The sequence below is a fragment of the Pseudomonas sp. FSL W7-0098 genome (assembly GCF_005930585.1).
In the GTDB taxonomy this organism is placed as follows: domain Bacteria; phylum Pseudomonadota; class Gammaproteobacteria; order Pseudomonadales; family Pseudomonadaceae; genus Aquipseudomonas; species Aquipseudomonas bubulae.
On record NZ_RXHW01000010.1, the window covers coordinates 210,749 to 228,494 of the forward strand.

21 protein-coding genes and 1 tRNA gene are annotated in these 17,746 nt (G+C 55.3%); 8 read left to right on the top strand and 14 right to left on the bottom strand.

Annotated features, from left to right (window positions below; genetic code table 11):
- Positions 1 to 75 precede the first annotated feature (75 nt).
- The 3 genes from FHL07_RS19010 to FHL07_RS19020 all read left to right on the top strand — a co-directional run bounded on the left by FHL07_RS19010 (position 76) and on the right by FHL07_RS19020 (position 2,117).
- Positions 76 to 393 (top strand): DUF883 family protein, encoded by a 318-nt coding sequence (locus FHL07_RS19010; protein WP_095002252.1) that lies wholly within the window; start codon positions 76 to 78, stop codon positions 391 to 393.
- Positions 394 to 541: 148 nt separating this feature from the next.
- Positions 542 to 1,744: an MFS transporter gene (locus FHL07_RS19015; protein WP_095002253.1), complete on the top strand. Its 1,203-nt coding sequence runs from the start codon at positions 542 to 544 to the stop codon at positions 1,742 to 1,744.
- A 76-nt stretch (positions 1,745 to 1,820) separates the two neighbouring features.
- Positions 1,821 to 2,117 (top strand): DUF6388 family protein, encoded by a 297-nt coding sequence (locus FHL07_RS19020; RefSeq protein ID WP_016779995.1) that lies wholly within the window; start codon positions 1,821 to 1,823, stop codon positions 2,115 to 2,117.
- Positions 2,118 to 2,180: 63 nt separating this feature from the next.
- Here FHL07_RS19020 and FHL07_RS19025 read toward each other — a convergent pair whose 3' ends face one another.
- A complete protein-coding gene (locus FHL07_RS19025) occupies positions 2,181 to 2,699 on the bottom strand; it encodes a DUF4142 domain-containing protein (RefSeq protein ID WP_095002254.1) in 519 nt (172 codons plus the stop codon).
- A 169-nt stretch (positions 2,700 to 2,868) separates the two neighbouring features.
- Here FHL07_RS19025 and FHL07_RS19030 point away from each other — a divergent pair, with 169 nt between their 5' ends.
- Together FHL07_RS19030 and FHL07_RS19035 are read left to right on the top strand one after the other, a co-directional pair.
- Positions 2,869 to 3,204 carry a hypothetical protein gene (locus FHL07_RS19030; RefSeq protein WP_130872522.1) on the top strand — a complete coding sequence of 112 codons (336 nt, stop codon included), beginning with the start codon at positions 2,869 to 2,871 and terminating at the stop codon, positions 3,202 to 3,204.
- A 445-nt stretch (positions 3,205 to 3,649) separates the two neighbouring features.
- A complete protein-coding gene (locus FHL07_RS19035; protein WP_095002256.1) occupies positions 3,650 to 4,705 on the top strand; it encodes a fatty acid desaturase in 1,056 nt (351 codons plus the stop codon).
- A gap of 354 nt (positions 4,706 to 5,059) precedes the next feature.
- On the opposite strand, the gene FHL07_RS19040 is transcribed toward FHL07_RS19035, so the two are convergent.
- The 3 genes from FHL07_RS19040 to FHL07_RS19050 all read right to left on the bottom strand — a co-directional run bounded on the left by FHL07_RS19040 (position 5,060) and on the right by FHL07_RS19050 (position 6,709).
- Positions 5,060 to 5,605 carry a hypothetical protein gene (locus FHL07_RS19040; protein ID WP_138738788.1) on the bottom strand — a complete coding sequence of 182 codons (546 nt, stop codon included), beginning with the start codon at positions 5,603 to 5,605 and terminating at the stop codon, positions 5,060 to 5,062.
- A gap of 366 nt (positions 5,606 to 5,971) precedes the next feature.
- Positions 5,972 to 6,103 (bottom strand): hypothetical protein, encoded by a 132-nt coding sequence (locus FHL07_RS23940; RefSeq protein ID WP_274595699.1) that lies wholly within the window; start codon positions 6,101 to 6,103, stop codon positions 5,972 to 5,974.
- Between the two features lie 516 nt (positions 6,104 to 6,619).
- A tRNA-Ser gene (locus FHL07_RS19050) sits at positions 6,620 to 6,709 on the bottom strand.
- Positions 6,710 to 7,016: 307 nt separating this feature from the next.
- Here FHL07_RS19050 and FHL07_RS19055 point away from each other — a divergent pair.
- The 3 genes from FHL07_RS19055 (at position 7,017) to FHL07_RS19065 (ending at position 9,766) form a co-directional block, all read left to right on the top strand.
- Positions 7,017 to 7,706, top strand: coding sequence for a crotonase/enoyl-CoA hydratase family protein (locus tag FHL07_RS19055; protein WP_095019389.1), 690 nt, complete (start codon positions 7,017 to 7,019; stop codon positions 7,704 to 7,706).
- Between the two features lie 222 nt (positions 7,707 to 7,928).
- Positions 7,929 to 8,711, top strand: a complete 783-nt coding sequence (locus tag FHL07_RS19060) for a lysophospholipid acyltransferase family protein (RefSeq protein ID WP_095002261.1) — start codon at positions 7,929 to 7,931, stop codon at positions 8,709 to 8,711.
- 83 nt (positions 8,712 to 8,794) lie between these two features.
- Positions 8,795 to 9,766 carry a magnesium and cobalt transport protein CorA gene (locus FHL07_RS19065; RefSeq protein ID WP_095002262.1) on the top strand — a complete coding sequence of 324 codons (972 nt, stop codon included), beginning with the start codon at positions 8,795 to 8,797 and terminating at the stop codon, positions 9,764 to 9,766.
- 114 nt (positions 9,767 to 9,880) lie between these two features.
- Here the strand turns inward: FHL07_RS19065 and FHL07_RS19070 are convergent, their stop codons facing one another.
- From FHL07_RS19070 to FHL07_RS19115, 10 genes are all read right to left on the bottom strand, one after another.
- Positions 9,881 to 10,603 carry an amidotransferase gene (locus tag FHL07_RS19070; RefSeq protein WP_095025161.1) on the bottom strand — a complete coding sequence of 241 codons (723 nt, stop codon included), beginning with the start codon at positions 10,601 to 10,603 and terminating at the stop codon, positions 9,881 to 9,883.
- Between the two features lie 623 nt (positions 10,604 to 11,226).
- The gene (locus FHL07_RS19075; RefSeq protein WP_016779973.1) at positions 11,227 to 11,568 is read right to left on the bottom strand and encodes a ribonuclease E inhibitor RraB; all 342 of its coding nucleotides are present in this window, start codon (positions 11,566 to 11,568) and stop codon (positions 11,227 to 11,229) included.
- Positions 11,569 to 11,833: 265 nt separating this feature from the next.
- Positions 11,834 to 12,442: an START domain-containing protein gene (locus tag FHL07_RS19080; protein ID WP_095020313.1), complete on the bottom strand. Its 609-nt coding sequence runs from the start codon at positions 12,440 to 12,442 to the stop codon at positions 11,834 to 11,836.
- Between the two features lie 47 nt (positions 12,443 to 12,489).
- Positions 12,490 to 12,744, bottom strand: a complete 255-nt coding sequence (locus FHL07_RS19085; RefSeq protein ID WP_016779971.1) for a YkgJ family cysteine cluster protein — start codon at positions 12,742 to 12,744, stop codon at positions 12,490 to 12,492.
- 153 nt (positions 12,745 to 12,897) lie between these two features.
- Positions 12,898 to 13,371: a translation initiation factor 2 gene (locus FHL07_RS19090; protein ID WP_169916725.1), complete on the bottom strand. Its 474-nt coding sequence runs from the start codon at positions 13,369 to 13,371 to the stop codon at positions 12,898 to 12,900.
- A 71-nt stretch (positions 13,372 to 13,442) separates the two neighbouring features.
- Positions 13,443 to 14,912, bottom strand: a complete 1,470-nt coding sequence (locus tag FHL07_RS19095; protein WP_095002266.1) for an aminotransferase-like domain-containing protein — start codon at positions 14,910 to 14,912, stop codon at positions 13,443 to 13,445.
- A gap of 247 nt (positions 14,913 to 15,159) precedes the next feature.
- Positions 15,160 to 15,966, bottom strand: a complete 807-nt coding sequence (locus FHL07_RS19100; protein WP_095002267.1) for an OmpA family protein — start codon at positions 15,964 to 15,966, stop codon at positions 15,160 to 15,162.
- Positions 15,963 to 16,319, bottom strand: a complete 357-nt coding sequence (locus FHL07_RS19105) for a DUF4398 domain-containing protein (RefSeq protein WP_095002268.1) — start codon at positions 16,317 to 16,319, stop codon at positions 15,963 to 15,965. The genes FHL07_RS19100 and FHL07_RS19105 overlap by 4 nt, the downstream gene beginning before the upstream one ends.
- A gap of 9 nt (positions 16,320 to 16,328) precedes the next feature.
- The gene (locus FHL07_RS19110; protein ID WP_095002269.1) at positions 16,329 to 17,147 is read right to left on the bottom strand and encodes a substrate-binding periplasmic protein; all 819 of its coding nucleotides are present in this window, start codon (positions 17,145 to 17,147) and stop codon (positions 16,329 to 16,331) included.
- 136 nt (positions 17,148 to 17,283) lie between these two features.
- Positions 17,284 to 17,746 (bottom strand): electron transfer flavoprotein subunit alpha/FixB family protein (locus FHL07_RS19115; RefSeq protein WP_095020314.1); only part of this gene is annotated, 463 nt, incomplete at its 5' end.

A 17,746-nucleotide genomic window follows, 5' to 3' on the forward strand; every position in this document is an offset into this window, starting at 1 on the left:
CAAATCAGATGCAACTTTTTAGCATTGGGTTGACTCCATTACATATCACCCCTTTAACCTGCAAGGAGTACCGCAATGGCTCGAAAAAATGCCGTACAAGCTGAAGATCAAATCAAGGATCAAGCGTTCAGCGAACTGCAAGACCTGATTGCCGAATCTGAAAAGCTGCTCAAGGACAGCGTGTCCCTGGTCGGTGAAGAAGGCGAAACCCTGCGTGCCCAGGTGAGCCTCAAGCTCAAGCAGGCACTGGATTCAGTGACCAACGTGCGCGAGCGCACCAAGCCTGTGGTCGACGCCACGGAAAGCTATATCGGTGGCCATCCATGGCAGACCGTGGCCATCTCGGCCGGTTTCGGTCTGGTCGTTGGCCTGCTGCTGGGGCGTCGCAACTAGCATCGGCTACCACTGTTGCCTGCACAGCCCCTGGTGTTTATTGCCTGGGGCTGTGCGGTTTAAAATTTAAAACCGCCGACATATTCAGTGACATTCTCCGCTGACATTCTGATACTTCGTCGCATTCCCCATGCCAACGAGACAGTCAATGTCCACGTCTACTGCTGCAACAAAACCTCTTAGCACCGCCCTGATTCTGCTGATGGCCACCGCCACCGGCCTGGCTGTTGCCAGCAACTATTACGCCCAACCCCTGCTGCACACCATCGCCCAGCAACTGGGCTTGAGCATGGGCAGCGCCGGTACCGTGGTTATCACTGCCCAGCTCAGCTATGGCGCTGGCCTGTTACTGCTGGTGCCGCTGGGTGATCTGTTCGAACAACGCCGACTGATCGTCACCATGACCGTGCTCAGCGCCCTGGGCCTTCTGCTAAGCGCATTTGCCCCTTCGTTGACGTGGCTGTTGATCGGCACGGCACTGACCGGACTGTTTTCGGTATCGGCCCAGGTGCTGGTGCCCATGGCGGCCAGCCTGACCGACCCGCAAAGCCGTGGTCGGGTCGTTGGGACACTGATGAGTGGCCTGTTGCTGGGCATTTTGCTGGCCCGCACCGTAGCGGGCGCGCTGTCATCGGCAGGTGACTGGCGCACCATTTACCTGGTGGCTGCCGCCTTGATGCTGATCAGCGCCATCTCGCTGTATTGCGCCCTGCCCAACCACCATCAAAGCGCCGGGCTGAGCTACCCAAAACTGCTGAAGTCGGTGTTCACTCTGTTTATCGAAGAACCCGTACTGCGCCTGCGCGCCCTGCTGGGCCTGCTGACCTTCTCGCTGTTCGCCCTGTTCTGGACCCCCCTGGCCTTTTTGCTGGCGGTACCACCCTACAGCTACTCGGACGCGGTGATCGGTCTGTTCGGCCTGGCCGGCGCCGTCGGTGCGGTAGCGGCCAACTGGGCCGGACGCATGGCTGATCGCGGCAAGGGGCAACAGGCCACCACCGCTGGCCTGCTGGTGCTACTGGCCTGCTGGCTGCCCATGGCATTTGCCGGGCATTCATTGGTGGCTTTGCTGATCGGTGTGCTGGCCCTGGATTTTGCCGTGCAACTGGTCCATGTGAGCAACCAGAACGCGGTGTTCAAAGTCCGCCCGGCAGCCCGCAACCGCCTGAATGCTGGCTACATCACCTGTTATTTCATTGGCGGCGCACTGGGTTCACTGGTAGGTGCGCAGACCTACCCGGCCTATGGCTGGGACGGTATTGTCGTGGTCGGCGCCGTGGTCGCGACACTGGCATTGGCGGTATGGGGCTACAGCCTGCAGCGCGAAAGCAAGCTGCAACCGGTGGGCTAAGCAGCTATATGGCACTTTTCATCGTAATGCGAACTCGCTAGCATGCGAAAAATGCCCTGACCATCCGAGACGCCATATGATCCCTAAAGAATCCCGTAACGAACTGGCCCTGGATACTTTTATCAAGGCGCACCCTGAACTGATCGAAGAAATGAAAGAGCTGAGCGCCGAGGACCGCCAGCAACAGATTTTGTGGGCCTTTGAGGACGAAGCCGAAAGCCGCGGCCTGGAAGCCTGGGAACTGGCCCTGGAACTGATCGCCCGCTCCCCCGAAGAACTCAAGAGCATGCGCCTTGAAGTGCATCAGGAAGTCGCCGAAGCCCTGGACATGAGCTGGGAAGAGTACTGCGGGTTCAACGAAATCGCGGTCTGAGCCACGCCACGTTGCATAAAACGCCCGGTCGATCACTCACCGGGCGTTTTTGCACTTAAAGGATCAGGACTTGTGGTGGGCATCCACCAGTTTTTGCGCCATCAGCAGATGCATTTCCAGCTTGGGCAGATACTTTTCGGCAAACGCCTGCAACTCCGGTGACTCGGGATTTTGCGCCTGCTCCTTGTACAACTCGATGGCCTGTTCATGGGCCTTGACCTGATTGGCCGCATAGGCCGCGTCGAACGAATCGCCCTCCTGCACTTGCAGCATCAGCTTTTTCGCCTTGTCGAGTATCTGCTCATCGCTGGACACCTGCAGGCCCAGTCGGCTGGCAAGATCCTTCAAATCCCGATTGGCATTGGTATGGTCCTTGATGGCTTCCACGGCATAGCTTTCTATGTCCGTCGAAGAGGTTTTACTGATCGCCATACGGCTGGTCTCGATCTCCGCAATCCCTGCTGCATGAGCCTCATCAACAAAGTCTGCCGGACTGGCTGCGACTGCTGTGGCCGCCACGATCAGGGAGCAGACCAGGGCACAACCTGCCACAAAGCGTTTGGGGCCAATCAGGTGTTTCATAACGTCCTCCAGAAAAAGGCAGGTTTATTCCCTGCACAGAATCTGAAGGCACGTGATGGCAAAGGTTTAAATCAAAGCTGTTTTTTCTGACGGATGGCAACTGAAGGCACTTCAGCGAACCCTGAGCCATACTGTCCAGCAACACTTTGCGCCAAACAGGAGAAGCCATATGGACGCCTTCAGGGCCATGCTCGACAACTGGGAGTCCAGATCTCAGGAGTCCAGTGAGCGGGTTGAATACAACCTTTCACTACACAAGCGTGATTTGGTCAAAATCAAGGCTTTCGCCCAAGCCTACGGGCTGGATGAAGCCACCATTACCCAAAGCCTGATTCATTGCGCGCTTGAGCAAGCAGAGCAGGCCATGCCCTATGTGAAGGGCTCTGAGGTCATCAGGATTGAAGAAGGTGAAGAGATTTATGCCGATGCCGGCAAAACCCCAGCATTCGTGAAAGCGGAACAAGCAATTTCCAGAGAACTGGACCTGAACAGTCCGCCTTCCTGAATCAAGTCTTGGGCCGTGACCGGGTAGCGCTGCGCCCGGGGGCACCGGCAGGTGGCGTGTACTGCCGGGCCTGCGCGCAGCCCGCATTCAGCAACAGCACGCCAAAGGGGGAGCAGCCTTATCATCGTCTAAATCCATTTGAGCTCGAATGGGAGCGTTCAATGGCACTACCGGGTAGTAATCCTTCAATCCCGGCGCCACACGACCGAGCATTCGCAACAATTCGGTTCAGGCCAGTTACATAATATCAAACGTTAGTTTTCAGGCCGATATTTAACCCGACGCAAAAGTTAACCCCGCGCCACAAAGTTATTGTCCGACAATATAACGATATATATCCGCTCGTCCGACCAAACCGCCATAAAAACATTAAAACTTGCCCAATAAAATAAATGTGCTTTTCTAGTGAAGCGATCCCAACCCATCGTCTTCAAAGGATGAAGTGATGAACACTGACTCTCGAGCACCCAGTACGACTTTGCCAAAAACCGAGCAGGATTTAATTAACGACGTTACTCAAAAAATCACACAGCACAGTAATGAGCTACGTAAACGCTATCGCGTACTGGGTTTCCAGAATGCCATAGGCGCCAGCGTGATGGCTGTTTCTGTAACTGGCATGATAATAACGGGCACACTGTATATAAAAGGGCTTATTCCCGGCTGGCTTTGTATTGTAATCAATGCGTTGTTGACGTCATTTATTCATGAACTTGAACACGACTTGATTCATCGCCTGTATTTCAGAAAACACCCCGTGGCGCACAACCTGATGATGCTGCTGTGCTGGATAGCCCGCCCCGGTATGCCCAGCCCCTGGTTACGGCGTGAACTGCACTTTCATCATCACAAAGAATCCGGCACCCACACCGATGTTGAAGCCTGGATTACCACCAGCGGCAGCAAGTGGGGGGCCAAGCGCTTTTTAAAACTCATCGACGGTTTTGTCTTTGGCATTGTCAATGCCCTGTTCGCACCGACCTGGCAAGAAAAAATCAGGTTGACCGTCAAGGTGCTTCGGTTGAATGCGCCCATGGGGCTTCTGTACTGGGGCTGCTGGTATATATTCCTGGGTTACCACCTCTACACATGGGTGAACTCGCTGATGGGCCTCACCGTTGAGCTCTCTGCTGCCGCATCACTGCTGATACAGGTGGTCAATGCTGCAGTGGTGATTATCGTCGCGCCCAATATCATCCGTCAGTTCTGCCTGTTTTTTATCAGCTCTAACATTCACTATTTCGGCGACGTCATGCCACGCAATCCCTTGCAGCAAACCCAGGTCATGAACCGGTGGTGGCTGTGGCCATTCCAGTTGTTTTGCTTCAACTTCGGGAGCACCCATTGCATTCATCACTTTGTGGTCAAGGACCCGTTCTACCTGCGCCAAATGACCGCGCCCTTCGCCCATAAAGTTTTAGCGGACGCCGGTGTCAGGTTTAATGACTTCGGCACCTATAAGCGCTCAAACCGTTACAGCTTTACGCAACCGGAAGCTTAAGCTATCAACCCGCTTCTATTTGTTTGATCTCGCCCTATAAATATCACCCTGGCCAGTGACCTTCAGAACTGGCTAAGCCTTTATCAACCGCACATCCTGCAGGAAATCAGGGGGCTGTGTTTACTTAATGTGGCGGTTAAGGAGGGGTTCGAAACCGTCCATACCCGTTTTTTTCAAATCACGGCCCCCGGCTTATAACGACTGTAGAGAATCTGCTGACTAACAAGCGGCCCCATGGCAGCCCCATGGGGTTGTGTGTCAACTTGTGGATCTGCTGCCTGATAGGGCATGTGTATTCTTTGCGTTTAGCCCTCGAAAAAAGGCAAGAACAGTAAGCACCTTGCTCATGAACAATTAAAAATAGCTCGGCGGTTTTTTTAAGAAATACTCAGCTTCCTGATTATTCCGTTCATTTATTCTGAGCAGCAAGCTCGGGTGAGCTCCTGTATAGCCTATTGATTCTGCTGCAACAAAACCAGCTGATCTGTAGATGTTGGTTTGTACGTCTTGAAAAAGCATAAAACCTGTAGTTGCTTGTTGTTTCTCATATCCTTCTAGCAGCATTGACAGGCAGCTTAGGCCATATCCTTTCTTGCGGCTGTTTACCTCTGTAGCTAATGAGCCTATGCCTATCCATGAACTGTTGTTATGCCCCGGAATCACATAGGAAATGGCAGATGATATGGGCGCCCCGCTGCTATTCCTTAAGATAAACCAGTTGCCTAATCTGTATTTTTCCGATGCGCAGCATATATCAAGGTATTCTTCCGTTTGGAATTCCGCACCCCACGCATCCTTTCCCATCAAAAAAACCTGGGTCATATTATTTTCTTCCGCCAGGCTTAACGTCATATTACCCCTGTATAGGGGTTTAAGTGGCAGCGGCTTACTCAGCTTCATATGGATTGCATCCCTCCTTTTTATGATGCAATGGCCAACCTGTTAAATGTCGACTTCAGACTTGAAATCCATACTAGTATTTGTTCTGCATAGGTCAAGAAGGCTGGCGCTAATAGTTGCGCGCTTGAATTTTTCGAATTTCATTGCACTTAATGCTATCGCGCTAATTTGGTGCGGATTTTCGTAGTGTGTAATCGTGCGATTGGTTAGGGTGCAGGCAGGGAACTTATACTTGCGGGAGCACTATAAGAGTGCGTTTTAATTGTGCGCTTACTAGGTGTAAGGTTCCGACATGAGAAGCTGCGGACTCATTGCGAAACAGGCTGGGTTTTCAGTCTAAGCCTCACAGAACACCTTGAGCGGAGTTCAGCCGTGCAAAGCCTTGAGATGCCTGGCAAAGTTGGAAGCCATCACGAAAGCCAAAACGTGGGCTTTCAGCGCATCAAAACCCAGGTAATGAAACGTCTTGACCGTAGTTCCTATAATCGTACGATTCATTCGCTAGACTTGGCCGCCATTCCAAGAATGGTAAGGCTTGGATAGCCGGTGCTTGATGTTGCTCTTGTAGGGCTTACCGGGCGAGTGACGCGGACTGCATGGATAGGATTCACGCCCGATCAGCACCGGTTTCAAATCAACAGAAACATCTTTATATCTAGCAACGCTGACATCGCCATTGATCATGGCATTGCTGGATCACTAGTCAGCCCCGCACGCAGGCACCCAGCACAAATGGCATGATCTTCCTTCATTGCTGGCACATATCCTTCGTGTCGAACATCCTGAAAACGCCCAGATATCCGTCAGCACTCTGGGACGCGGATCAATGAAGACGACCCGGACGTCGTCAGCATCCTGCAACACGCTCTGAATCTACAGCCAGCGCCCTCCACAATTCAGGGATAAGCACGGGCAAAATTCAGCCGGTATTCCCATACCACCATTTTCCAGACGCCAGAAACCACAAACCCCCGACTTTCTCTAGGAAAATCAGGGGTTTGTGTTTACTTAATGTGGCGGTGAAGGAGAGATTCGAACTCTCGATACAATTTCTTGTATACACACTTTCCAGGCGTGCTCCTTAAGCCACTCGGACACTTCACCGTATCTCTTCAAACAAGTTCTGTCTGTCGAGGCGCGCTAATGTAGTCGAAAGCTTTCGATATGACAAATGTTTTTTTCAGAATTTTCATGTGCTTACGAAAATAGTCCTTTTGGCGGTATGCCACGGGGGGGCGTTTCTGCCAAATTCCGGCACCGCAGCTTTGCCCGTTCAGGCAAAAACCCTGCTCCGCTGCCCTCTATATAGAAGGTGCAGGCCAATTGCATGACTCACCGGTCAGTCATGGCCCTTTACCTGGGCCACGGGGCTGGGTAACGTCTGCCCCACTTCATAACAAGGATTTGCGCCATGAGTGACTTGATTGCCTATCACCTGGAAGACGGTATCGCCACGCTGACCTTGAGCAATGGCAAGGTCAATGCCATCTCCCCGGATGTGATCACTGCGTTTAATGCCGCCCTGGACCAGGCCGAGCAGGATCGCGCTGTAGTCATCATTACCGGGCAACCAGGCATTCTCTCTGGCGGCTATGACTTGAAGGTGATGACCGCCAGCCCCGAGCAAGCCATTGAGCTGGTCAGACAGGGCTCGACCCTCGCTCGTCGCCTGTTGGCGCATCCGTTCCCGGTGGTGATTGCCTGTTCCGGCCACGCGGTGGCCAAGGGCGCATTTCTGCTGTTGTCGGTGGATTACCGTATCGGCGTGGAAGGCCCGTTCAGCATCGGCCTGAACGAAGTGCAGATAGGCATGACCATGCACCATGCCGGTATTGAGCTGGCCCGCGACCGGCTGCGCAAATCGGCATTCCACCGCTCGGTTATCAACGGTGAGATGTTCACCCCGCTCACCGCAGTTGACGCAGGTTTCCTCGACAAGGTGGTCAAGCCTGATGAGCTGCAAGCCGCAGCCCTGGAAGCCGCCCGCCAGTTGAAGAAGATCAATATGAGGGCCCACAGGAACACCAAGCTCAAGGTGCGCAAGGAGCTGCTGGAAACGCTGGACAAGGCAATTGAAGAAGACCAGCACCACCCGCTCTGACCCTCCCCCCCTGAAATACCGGTCCCGACCGCAACCTGCGGTCGGGATTGTGCCTGCCTGACGTCCCCCTGCAATCATTCTCAAACTGCTCTGGCCCGCCTCTTACAAAGCTCGTTGAAACAAATGCTAAAACTTCAGCTATCTCCTACTTGTATCGGGGTAATTGCTGAAGACAGTGCACATCCGTACACTGCGCCGACTTTTGTTTTGGCGAGCCTGTAAATGCTACTTTCGATGCGTATGTTGTTGATGTGTCTGCATTTTATGCTTGCAGGCGTACTGGGTGTAATACTGGGCATGTGCCGTCCCTTCAATCCGGACAACAGCCGCCTGTGCGCGCGCCTGTATGCCTGGCCGTCCCGCTGGATCCTGGGCTACAGACTCAAGGCCGAGGTCGGACCGCTGATGGACAAGCCGCAAAGCTGTGTGGTGATTGCCAATCATCAGTCCAACTACGACCTGTTTATATTCGGCAACGTGGTACCGCGCCGCACTGTGTGCATCGGCAAAAAAAGCCTTAAGTGGGTGCCTCTGTTCGGCCAGCTGTTCTGGTTGGCGGGCAATGTGCTGATCGATCGGGGCAATGCCCAGAAAGCCCGCAAGTCGATGCTGACGACTACCCGCACCCTGCAAGAGAAAGACACGTCCATCTGGGTATTCCCGGAAGGCACGCGCAATTTCGGCAAAACCCTGCTGCCTTTCAAGAAGGGCGCATTCCAGATGGCAATCACTGCCGGGGTGCCGATCGTACCGGTGTGCGTTAGCACTTATAGCCAGCACCTGCAGCTCAACCGCTGGCACAGTGCCGATATCCAGATCCGTTCACTGCCTGCCATCCCGACAGCCGGCCTGACCCTGAATGACATCCCGCAGTTGATGGAACAGTGCCACGAGCAGATGCGTGAATGCATTGAAGCCATGGACCGGGAACTGCTGAGCCAGAAAAACATTCACTTGCCACCCCTGTCCAAGGGCAACTCGACAGTATCCAACCCGAACCACTGAACCTTTGTCGTCTCAAAGTGGCCAATAGCACGCTAAGCTGCATCTTCGTGCCATAACCCTTTGAAGAAGAAGCGATTAGAACTATGGGGAGAGTTGTTGCTGCTGCGGTTTATAACGCAGGCAAGAAAGTCACCAATATCACGCTGGACGAAGGCATTGAGTGGGCGAAAAAGCCTGGTCACTTCGTCTGGATTGGTCTGGAGCAACCCGACGCGCAAGAGCTGGCCAACTTGCAACGCCAGTTCAACCTGCATGAACTGGCCATCGAAGACGCCCTTGAGCAACACAGCCGTCCCAAGCTCGAGACCTTTGGCGATGCGCTGTTTATCGTGATCTATTCGCCGGTTCGCCATGAAGGCAAACTGGAGTTTGTCGAAACCCATATCTTTGCCGGCAACGGCTATATCATCACCAGCCGCAATGGCCATTCAGCCTCTTACAAATCCGTGCGCCAGCGTTGCGAAGCACGGCCGCTGCTGCTGGAGCATGGTGAAGACTTTGTGCTGTATGCCCTGCTCGACTTCGTTACCGAGAGTTATCAGCCTGTCAGCGAAGCCATCCATGCCGAAATCGAGCAGCTCGAACAAAGCATCATGGGCAATGCCCTGAATGAGGCGGACATCGTCCACCTGCATGGCCTGCGCCGCGATGTACTGCGTCTGCGCCGCTATGTGGCGCCCATGGTGGAGATCAGCGAAGAGCTGCAGCGCCTGACCTTCCCCTTTATCGACAAGAACATGCGTCCGTATTTTCGTGATGTGCAGATTCACGTCACGCGGCAGATGGAAGACCTCACCAACCTGCGCGATGCCGCTACCCAGACCATTGAGATCGTTGTGCTACTGGAGTCTTCACGCCAGAGCAATGTACAGCGCAAGTTCGCCGCCTGGGCGGCCATCCTGGCGTTCCCCACTGCCGTGGCGGGGATTTACGGGATGAACTTCCAGAACATGCCGGAATTGACCTGGCACTACGGCTATTTCGGTGTGCTGGGGTTTATTGCGGTGGGCGTCACCGGCCTGTGGACCAGCTTCAAACGGTCTGGCTGGCTCTAACCCTCTCACCCTGTGGGAGCGGGCTTGCTCGCGATTCAGACAGCGCGATTGTTCAGCCAAACCGCATCGTTCCAATCGCGAGCAAGCCCGCTCCCACCTATATCGAGCCGGATATCAGACGATCTGCGGCTTGTGCGACACAAAACGCATCATCCACTCGGCAACGGTGCGGCCATGATGATCCTGGCCCAGGCTGGCGATACCGCTGCTGTAGACCTGCTCGCCCAGATGTTCCTGGCGCAGGTCAAGCAAGGCCCGCGAATAGTCGTGGATAAACTCGGGGTGGCCCTGGAAGCACAGCACCTGATCATTGATGTGGTAGGCGGCAAACGGGCAGAAATCACTGGAAGCAATGACCGTGGCGTTCTCCGGCAAGGCCGTAACCTGGTCCTGATGGCTGATCAACAGCGTCAAGTCCTCGACCACCGGGTTCATCCACGGTGCCTTGGCAGCCAGTTTGTACTGGTGGGTGCCCACGCCCCAGCCTTGAGTGGCGCGCTCGCTCTTGCCACCCAGCAGCAGCGCCAGCAATTGATGGCCAAAGCAAACGCCCAGCAACTTGTCACCGCGCTCGTAGCGGGTCAACAAGTAGGTTTTGAGGGTTTGAATCCACGGATCGGTGCCAAATGAGTCCGCCTTGCTGCCGGTAACCAGGTAAGCATCGAACGTCTGGTCATCAGACGGATATTCGCCATGCATGACATTGAAAACAGTGAACTGTGCCGCGATTGGCTGCGTGGAGAACAGGCGCACAAACATTTGCCCGTAGCCCTGATATTGGTCAACAAACTCTGGACGCAGAATGTCGGTTTCCAGAATGCAGATGCGTAGCGACATAAAAGTACCTGGCACGATAAAGGCGAAAGTAATGATGACAACAGATCCGAGCCTGCCCTGAAAGGGTATTTGATGGCAAGTACTGAACGTAGTAATCACCCTGCAACCCCTGAAAACGGGGGCCTTTTGTAGGACAAAACAGGGCTGCACTGCACTCCCTGACGAACGGTAGGGGGCTAAGAATATGGACACCAAACGGGCCCGTTGCGTCTAGATACGGGTCGGCAGGTCAGGGGTAAAAGACTTAATAGCGTTTTAGAAACTTACTGCACTTGGATGATGTTAAAGGGTTCTAAGCCATGTCTTATGGGGGCTCTAAGGTTAACCCTGTTGCCAGGGCCGCTTTCTTTTCGAGGCATTAATCTCTTGGCGCAGGCATTGTCGTTCAGGAAAAACAAAAAAAGGCAGATAGCCATGTTCAAACATACGAAAGTACGTCAAGCCGGTCTTATCCTCTTTGCTACCACCTTGCTGCTGATCTTGCCGAACCTGACAAAGGTTATCGGTTAGACATGCCAATATGCCGAAGACGTGCGCCCCTGCGCGTCTTCGCGAGCTAAAGTTGCTGGCTATAAAACAGAACGGCCGGCCCTGAGGCCAGCCGAGAAACGATCAAACACCTTTCAATTGAGCAGGCCACGCACCTCCTGCTTCACGCCCCAACCTTCGATAATTCCTCCCAGCGGCACGACTACTGCTTCAAAGTCCTGCTCGAAATCGCCGATGCCCCCATAGGTGGCATACATCACCTTACTCAACTCCAGATGCCATGCACCGTCATCTCGCACATTGATCTGCGCATTCAAGGACTCACCACAAAATTTTTGTGCAGCTCTGCGCGCCCGCTCCTCGTCCGGGAAGATCGCGTAAAACTCGATGGGATGGATACGTGAAAAATCAAAACCGCCTTCTTTCATGCGGCGCAGCACATAGCTGCTGAGGTCTTCTTGATGGGCTGTGCTCATGAAACGTCCTCCTCGCAATGGATAGACATTCAGCGCTCCCCTTCGGCAACAGTCGGGCCGTGACAAGGGAAGAAATAAGCATGTAGCAAACAAGATCAGAGCCAGTCGATTACTTCGCTGGTCTGGTTGCAGAGTAGCTCCAGGGTGCGGGATCTGCCAAGGGGGCAAGCCATGAATTTCAACAGGTTTTTTCGTTTGTCGGAAAAAACCGCGCCCGGTACCCGGACAGATGCGCTGTCCAGGACCCGGCTTGCGCTGCTGTGAGTTACGGCTTTTCAGCGCGCTCTTTCAGCCCTTTGAGGGTATTGAAAGGCGCATCGACCACAAACTTGTTGGCCAACCAGGAAGGCACGCTGCCGCCCGGCTCGGTGTGTACCTGATAGGTCACTTCGGTCAGGTTGTCACCTTTGGGCACCAGCTTCCAGAAGCCGTTGACCTGGGCAACCCGTACAAAGCCCTTTTCTTCCGGGATATAGGTCGGCAGGCCTTTGAGCGTGCGGGTCAGGCTGCCATCTGCGCCTTGGGTAGACGTTACCAGCAGCACCGAATCTCTCGGGGTAACCGGCCACGGTGTTTTGAACTGGGTGTAAGTCCAGCTCTGGTCGCCCTCATGCTTGAGCAGCTTTTGCGACTGGCACTCATGGATCCAGGCACAAGCGCTGGCCACGTCTTCCTGCAACTTGCTGATTTTGGCCAGAGGCGCCTTGATGGTCGTCACGCCCTGGTACGCCTTGTACTGGGAGCCGGCCACCTCACTCAGCGACACCTTGATGCCGTCCTGATCCTTGGCAACCTTCCAGTCTTCAGCCTGAGCCACACCCGCCAGCAGAGCGCTCAAACCACAGATCAATGCCACTTTATGCAACGAACCCATTGTCTTGTTCCTTATTGTTGAAGGTTTGTTCACTGGACACGAACACACTATGCAGCGGTCACCTGCTCCCACCAGCCAATCAGGTTGATGGCTTCTTCCCGATTGCTGCCGCACACCTCGATATCTGCCTTGAAATCACCACACACCGCAGGGCGTTGCGGCTGGCCGAACAAACCGCACAAGTAGTCGACAGAAAGATGCAGGCAGCGTTCCCCGGCAGGCTTGCCATTGGGCATACCGGGCAGCGGTGTACTGATGGAAGGGGCTATGCAGCATGCGCCACAGCCTTCACGGCAATTCATGACGTCAGCTCCTCGTTCGGGGCAAAGTGTGTTGATGACAAGGGATAGTACTCGCTGGAACAGGTGTTTGAAATTGACCGTTCAGCAGAATGTGCCGATAAATGACGGTGACTGATCAGTCAGTTTAGAAGGCTGTTTTACAGCGCTCGACACTTATTGTTTGAACTCGAAATCCAGTGCCGCACCTTCGATTTCATTGTGTCGATATTCATTGCGCAATTGCAGGTCCATTTCATTACTGAGCAAACGCCCATTGAGCTGAAAAGGACTTTCTTCGACAGACTTTTCGCCAAACATATTGGGCAGTAACGGTTTGTGCGCAGGCATGGCTACCGTGCCCAAGGGCCGCAGTTGCTTGACCATCTCGGGCGGCAGGCGCAGGTCGAGCTTGGCAGCAGGCAAGGGCTTTTTGGCGATTTCATGGGCCGACCGGGATTTTGTGGCGATTGGCTTACGCTTTTTGACCGGCGCTTTTTTCTCGCTGGCGGCAGGTTTTGCCGATGAATGGACAGATTGCGTCTGCGCAGAAGTGGATGCGGGGAGCACCGGATCTGCTGTTGCAACGACTGCATTGAGCGCACTCAAAACACCCATCAACACAAGACTCGCACAATATGTCGCTTTCATAACTCCCACAGCTTTAACGGTTCAGGTGCGTATGCTCGCGCTTTACGCACAGGGGAACAAGGTAATTATAGTCAAAATGCCATACCGGCTATTGCCGAGCCACCATATAGACCTGCAGTTTCCTGGCAGAGCTGGTTGGCAAGCATGCCAAGCGTCATCAGGGCCCGCTCGGCTTCCCGATTCCAGGGCGTGCCGCAGTTTAACCGGATGCAATGATTGAACTGCTCGGTGTTACTGAAAATCAGCCCCGGCGCAATACTGATGCCTTGTTGCAGCGCCCGCACATGCAGCTCCTGGGTATTGACCCGGCCCGGCAAACTGACCCACAGGATAAAACCACCGCTGGGGCGGGACATCTGCGTCCCTTCCGGGAAATGCTGTTGCACCGCCAACTGAAAAGCACTGAGGTTTTTTCTGTATTCCTGGCGGATATAGCGTAAATGGCGGTCGTAACCGCCATTTTCAAGGTAAGCCGCCACCCCCATTTGGGTCACGCTGCAGGCCGAATGGGTGGTAAAGGTTTGCAGGCGCTGGATTTCCTGCTGAAACTTGCCCGCAATCATCCAGCCGATTCGCACACCGGGTGACAGGGTTTTGGAAAAGCTCGAACAGTAGATCACCCGATCCAGGCGATCAAAGGCCTTCAAGGCCTTGGTGCGCCCGACCTCGAACATCAGTTCGCCATAGATATCATCTTCCACAATCTGGATATCAAAGTCCGAGGCCAGGCGTAGCAGCTGCTTTTGCCGCTCTTCAGGCATGGTCCCACCCAGGGGGTTGCTCAGGCGCGTGGTCAGCACCAATGCCTTGATCGACCATTGGTTGGCGGCCAGTTGCAGGGCTTCAAGGCTCATGCCGGTGGCCGGATCACTGGGGATTTCAATGACTTTCAAACCCAGCAGGTCAGCCAGTTGCAACAAGCCGTAGTACGTTGGCGACTCCGCCGCGATCAGGTCTCCGGGGCGGGTCAGCACCCGTAATGACATTTGCAGGGCATCGACACAGCCGTGGGTGATGATCACTTCAGACGGATCGACCACCACGCCAGCATCGCGCATGCGTATTGCCACCTGGCGGCGCAGGGGTTCGAAGCCGGGGCTGAACATATAGCTGAACGCCCGCGGGCTGTGAAAGCGGGTGACCTTGGCCAGTTGCTGGTGCAAAGCGCGTACAGGCAGGTAATCGACACTGGGCACAGCCGCTCCCAGCGGGAACACACCTTCGCGGCGGGACTCGACCAGGACTTGCTGGATAATGCTGCTGCGGGTGACCAGCCCCGGACGCTCGACACGGGCGATATCCGGAGTGGGTGCGGTAAGTGCCGGGGTCTGGTGCACATAATATCCGGACTGCGGCCGTGCCCGGATCAACCCCTGGTCTTCAAGATTGGCGTAGGCCTGCAACACCGTGGCATGACTGACGTTGAGCTGCGAGCTCATCTTGCGCACCGAAGGCACACGCTCGCCCGGCTGATAAACGCCACGCCGGATATCTTCAGCCAGCTGCTGAGCGATACGTTGGTAAAGCAAAAGGTTGGTCATGGCGCTGCACTCGATGTTCAGGCTTTGTTTTTATGGGGAACAATACCGGAACAGTTTAGAAGTGTACGGGCACAGTTGTCACTTATCTAAGCCGTACAGCGCGAGTGCGGGGGTAACTGTATGGGTGCGGACAATGCAGCTGTGGGAGCGAGATTTGCCCGCGATGGCAGCACCGCGGTACGCCTGGCACACCGAGCCGCTCCAATCGCGAGCAAGCCCGCTCCCACAGTCCAGGCAAATCCCGGTTTTAGCGAGCGGCGCCCAACTGGCCTTTTTCGTCCGAGAAGACGATTTCAACACGACGGTTCTGGGCCCGGCCGCGCTCACTGGCGTTCACATCCACCGGGTACTGGTCGCCATAACCTTCCACCTGGATACGTTTCTCGTCGATACCCAGGTCGATCAGCACATCCGCCACTGCCTGGGCACGGGCCATGGACAGCTTGAGGTTATCCTCCGTGCCGCCCGTGCTGTCGGTGTAACCCTCAATCCGCACAATGCGCTTGGGGTTGAGTTGCAGAAACTGCACCAGTTTGAGCACCGTGCGGTTGGCCGAATTTTTCAAATCGGCTTCGCCTGTATCAAACAACACGTCACCCAGGGTCATGACCAGGCCACGATCGGTCTGGGTCGTGGCCAGGCTGACGATTTGCTCTTCCAGCCATTGGCCCTGCTGCTGAACGCTTAACAGCTTGGCCTCCCGCAAGGCCAGTTGCAGTCGCTGACGCTCCAGCTCGAGCTTGGCCGCGCGCTCTTCATTCAGCACCTGCTGGGTGTGCTCACGGGCGATTTCGCTGTAACGCTGGCTCAAGTAGGCGTAATGCGCAACGTCATCACCGCTGCCCCAATAGCTGGACAACCGGTCAGCACGCGCCAGGGACTCACCGGAGCGGATCACGTCCTTGGGAGCGATGCGCAATACATTGGTATCTTCCTTGACGGCCTGGAAGTCGGTACCGGCCTGCTGCAAGGCCTGCTGGCTGTTGTGATGGCCGGTGCAACCGCTCAGGCCGATAGCCAGCGCCCCCATGTAAGCTGCGGACTTGAGGCTCATTGCGCCTCCGCCAGTTGTTTGCGCAAGCGCGCGATACGGGTATTGAGCACGTTCAATTGTTCCTGGCTTTTTTGCGTCAGCACACGAGCTTCAGCCAAGCGGGCGTCAAGCTCCGCCTGTTCGGCCTGCATGCGCGCGTCCTTGTAAGATTCATCTGCCATATCGGCCAGCGCTTGGGCCAACTTGTCTTCGGCTTGTTTAAGCTCGGCCAGGTCATCGGCTTTTGCACCCACCGCCTTGGCTTGCTCCAGGGCCTGCTCGGTCAAACGCAATTGTTCATTCGGCGCAGGATCGGCTGCACACCCCGCCAGAGCCACAACGGCCAGGGCAGCGAAAAGAGGTCGAATTGTCACTAGGGATTCCTACTGTTTTGGGGCGCTGAGCGGTTGTTGCAGCTGGGTTTTCCACCGCTCCAGATTGCGTTGCACTACCGCCTCGGTCAGGCCGGAGGCGGGCAATTCTGTCATCTTTTTGGCGAGCTGTCCGCGCAACCACGGCTCATTACAGGCTGAGTCATGGGAAACAGCCAAAAACAGCCCTGGCTGATCGACAGGTTGCGGATGTGCCAGCAAATCATCGGCGATGCCCAGGGTTTGCGCAGTGACCATACCGGCATAACGACCGGCCAGTACATACTCGGCCTGCCCCAGCAGCAGCTTCTGAAAAGCCTGGGTCAACCCGGGCTGGGGCTCCAGGGTCAGTTGATGACGGGCAAACTCATTGAAGGTTTCGCTTAAACGGGCCTTTTCCGAGACCGCGCCCTTGTGCCCATGCAAGTCTGCGGGCGTTTCGTAGATCAGGGGAGAATCTTTGCGCGTCCACACCAGATAATCGTTGCGCACCAGCGGCGGGTGGATGTAATCGAAGGAAGAAAGCCCGGCCACGGTCAGCGGAGCATCGAGCAGCAAGTCCATGCGTCCGGTACGAACCTCGTCATGGGCCTGGGCACGCTTGCCGCCATAGAGCACTTCAACCTTGATCCCCAGCTCGTGGCCAGCCTGCTGGATCAGGTCGGCACTGGCGCCGATCAAATGGGCAGGGTCGGCCGGATCACGCCACAGGTAAGGCGGGGCATCGGGGCTGCCGGTGACGATCAGGCGTTCGCATTTGCCCGCCGCCTCGGACAGCAATGGCAAAAACACCAACCCTGCCAGCAGCCTGCTGATCTGACGCATATCCATACCCTACACTCCCTCCACACAATTGACAGGCATTAAAAAGCCCGGTTACCCGGGCTGTGAAAACAGGCAGGACACTGAGTGCCCTACCCTTCCCCACGCCCCGGTAACCGGGCCCTTTATAAGTGAAGCAACTGGATTAAACCAGTTTCTCCAGCTCAGGCACAGCTTCGAACAAGTCCGCTACCAGGCCGTAATCGGCCACCTGGAAGATCGGTGCTTCTTCGTCCTTGTTGATCGCAACGATCACCTTGGAATCTTTCATCCCGGCCAGATGCTGGATCGCGCCGGAAATACCGACCGCAATGTACAGCTGTGGCGCAACGATTTTACCGGTCTGGCCAACCTGCATGTCGTTGGGTACGAAGCCTGCGTCCACAGCGGCGCGGGATGCGCCAACAGCAGCGCCCAACTTGTCAGCCAGGGTGTACAGCAGCTTGAAGTTGTCACCGTTCTGCATGCCACGGCCGCCAGAAACCACAACCTTGGCTGCGGTCAGCTCAGGACGGTCCGACTTGGCCAGCTCTTCGCCAACAAACGACGAAGTGCCTGCATCGTGAACCGCTGCAACCGCTTCAACCGCTGCCGAACCACCTTGCGCA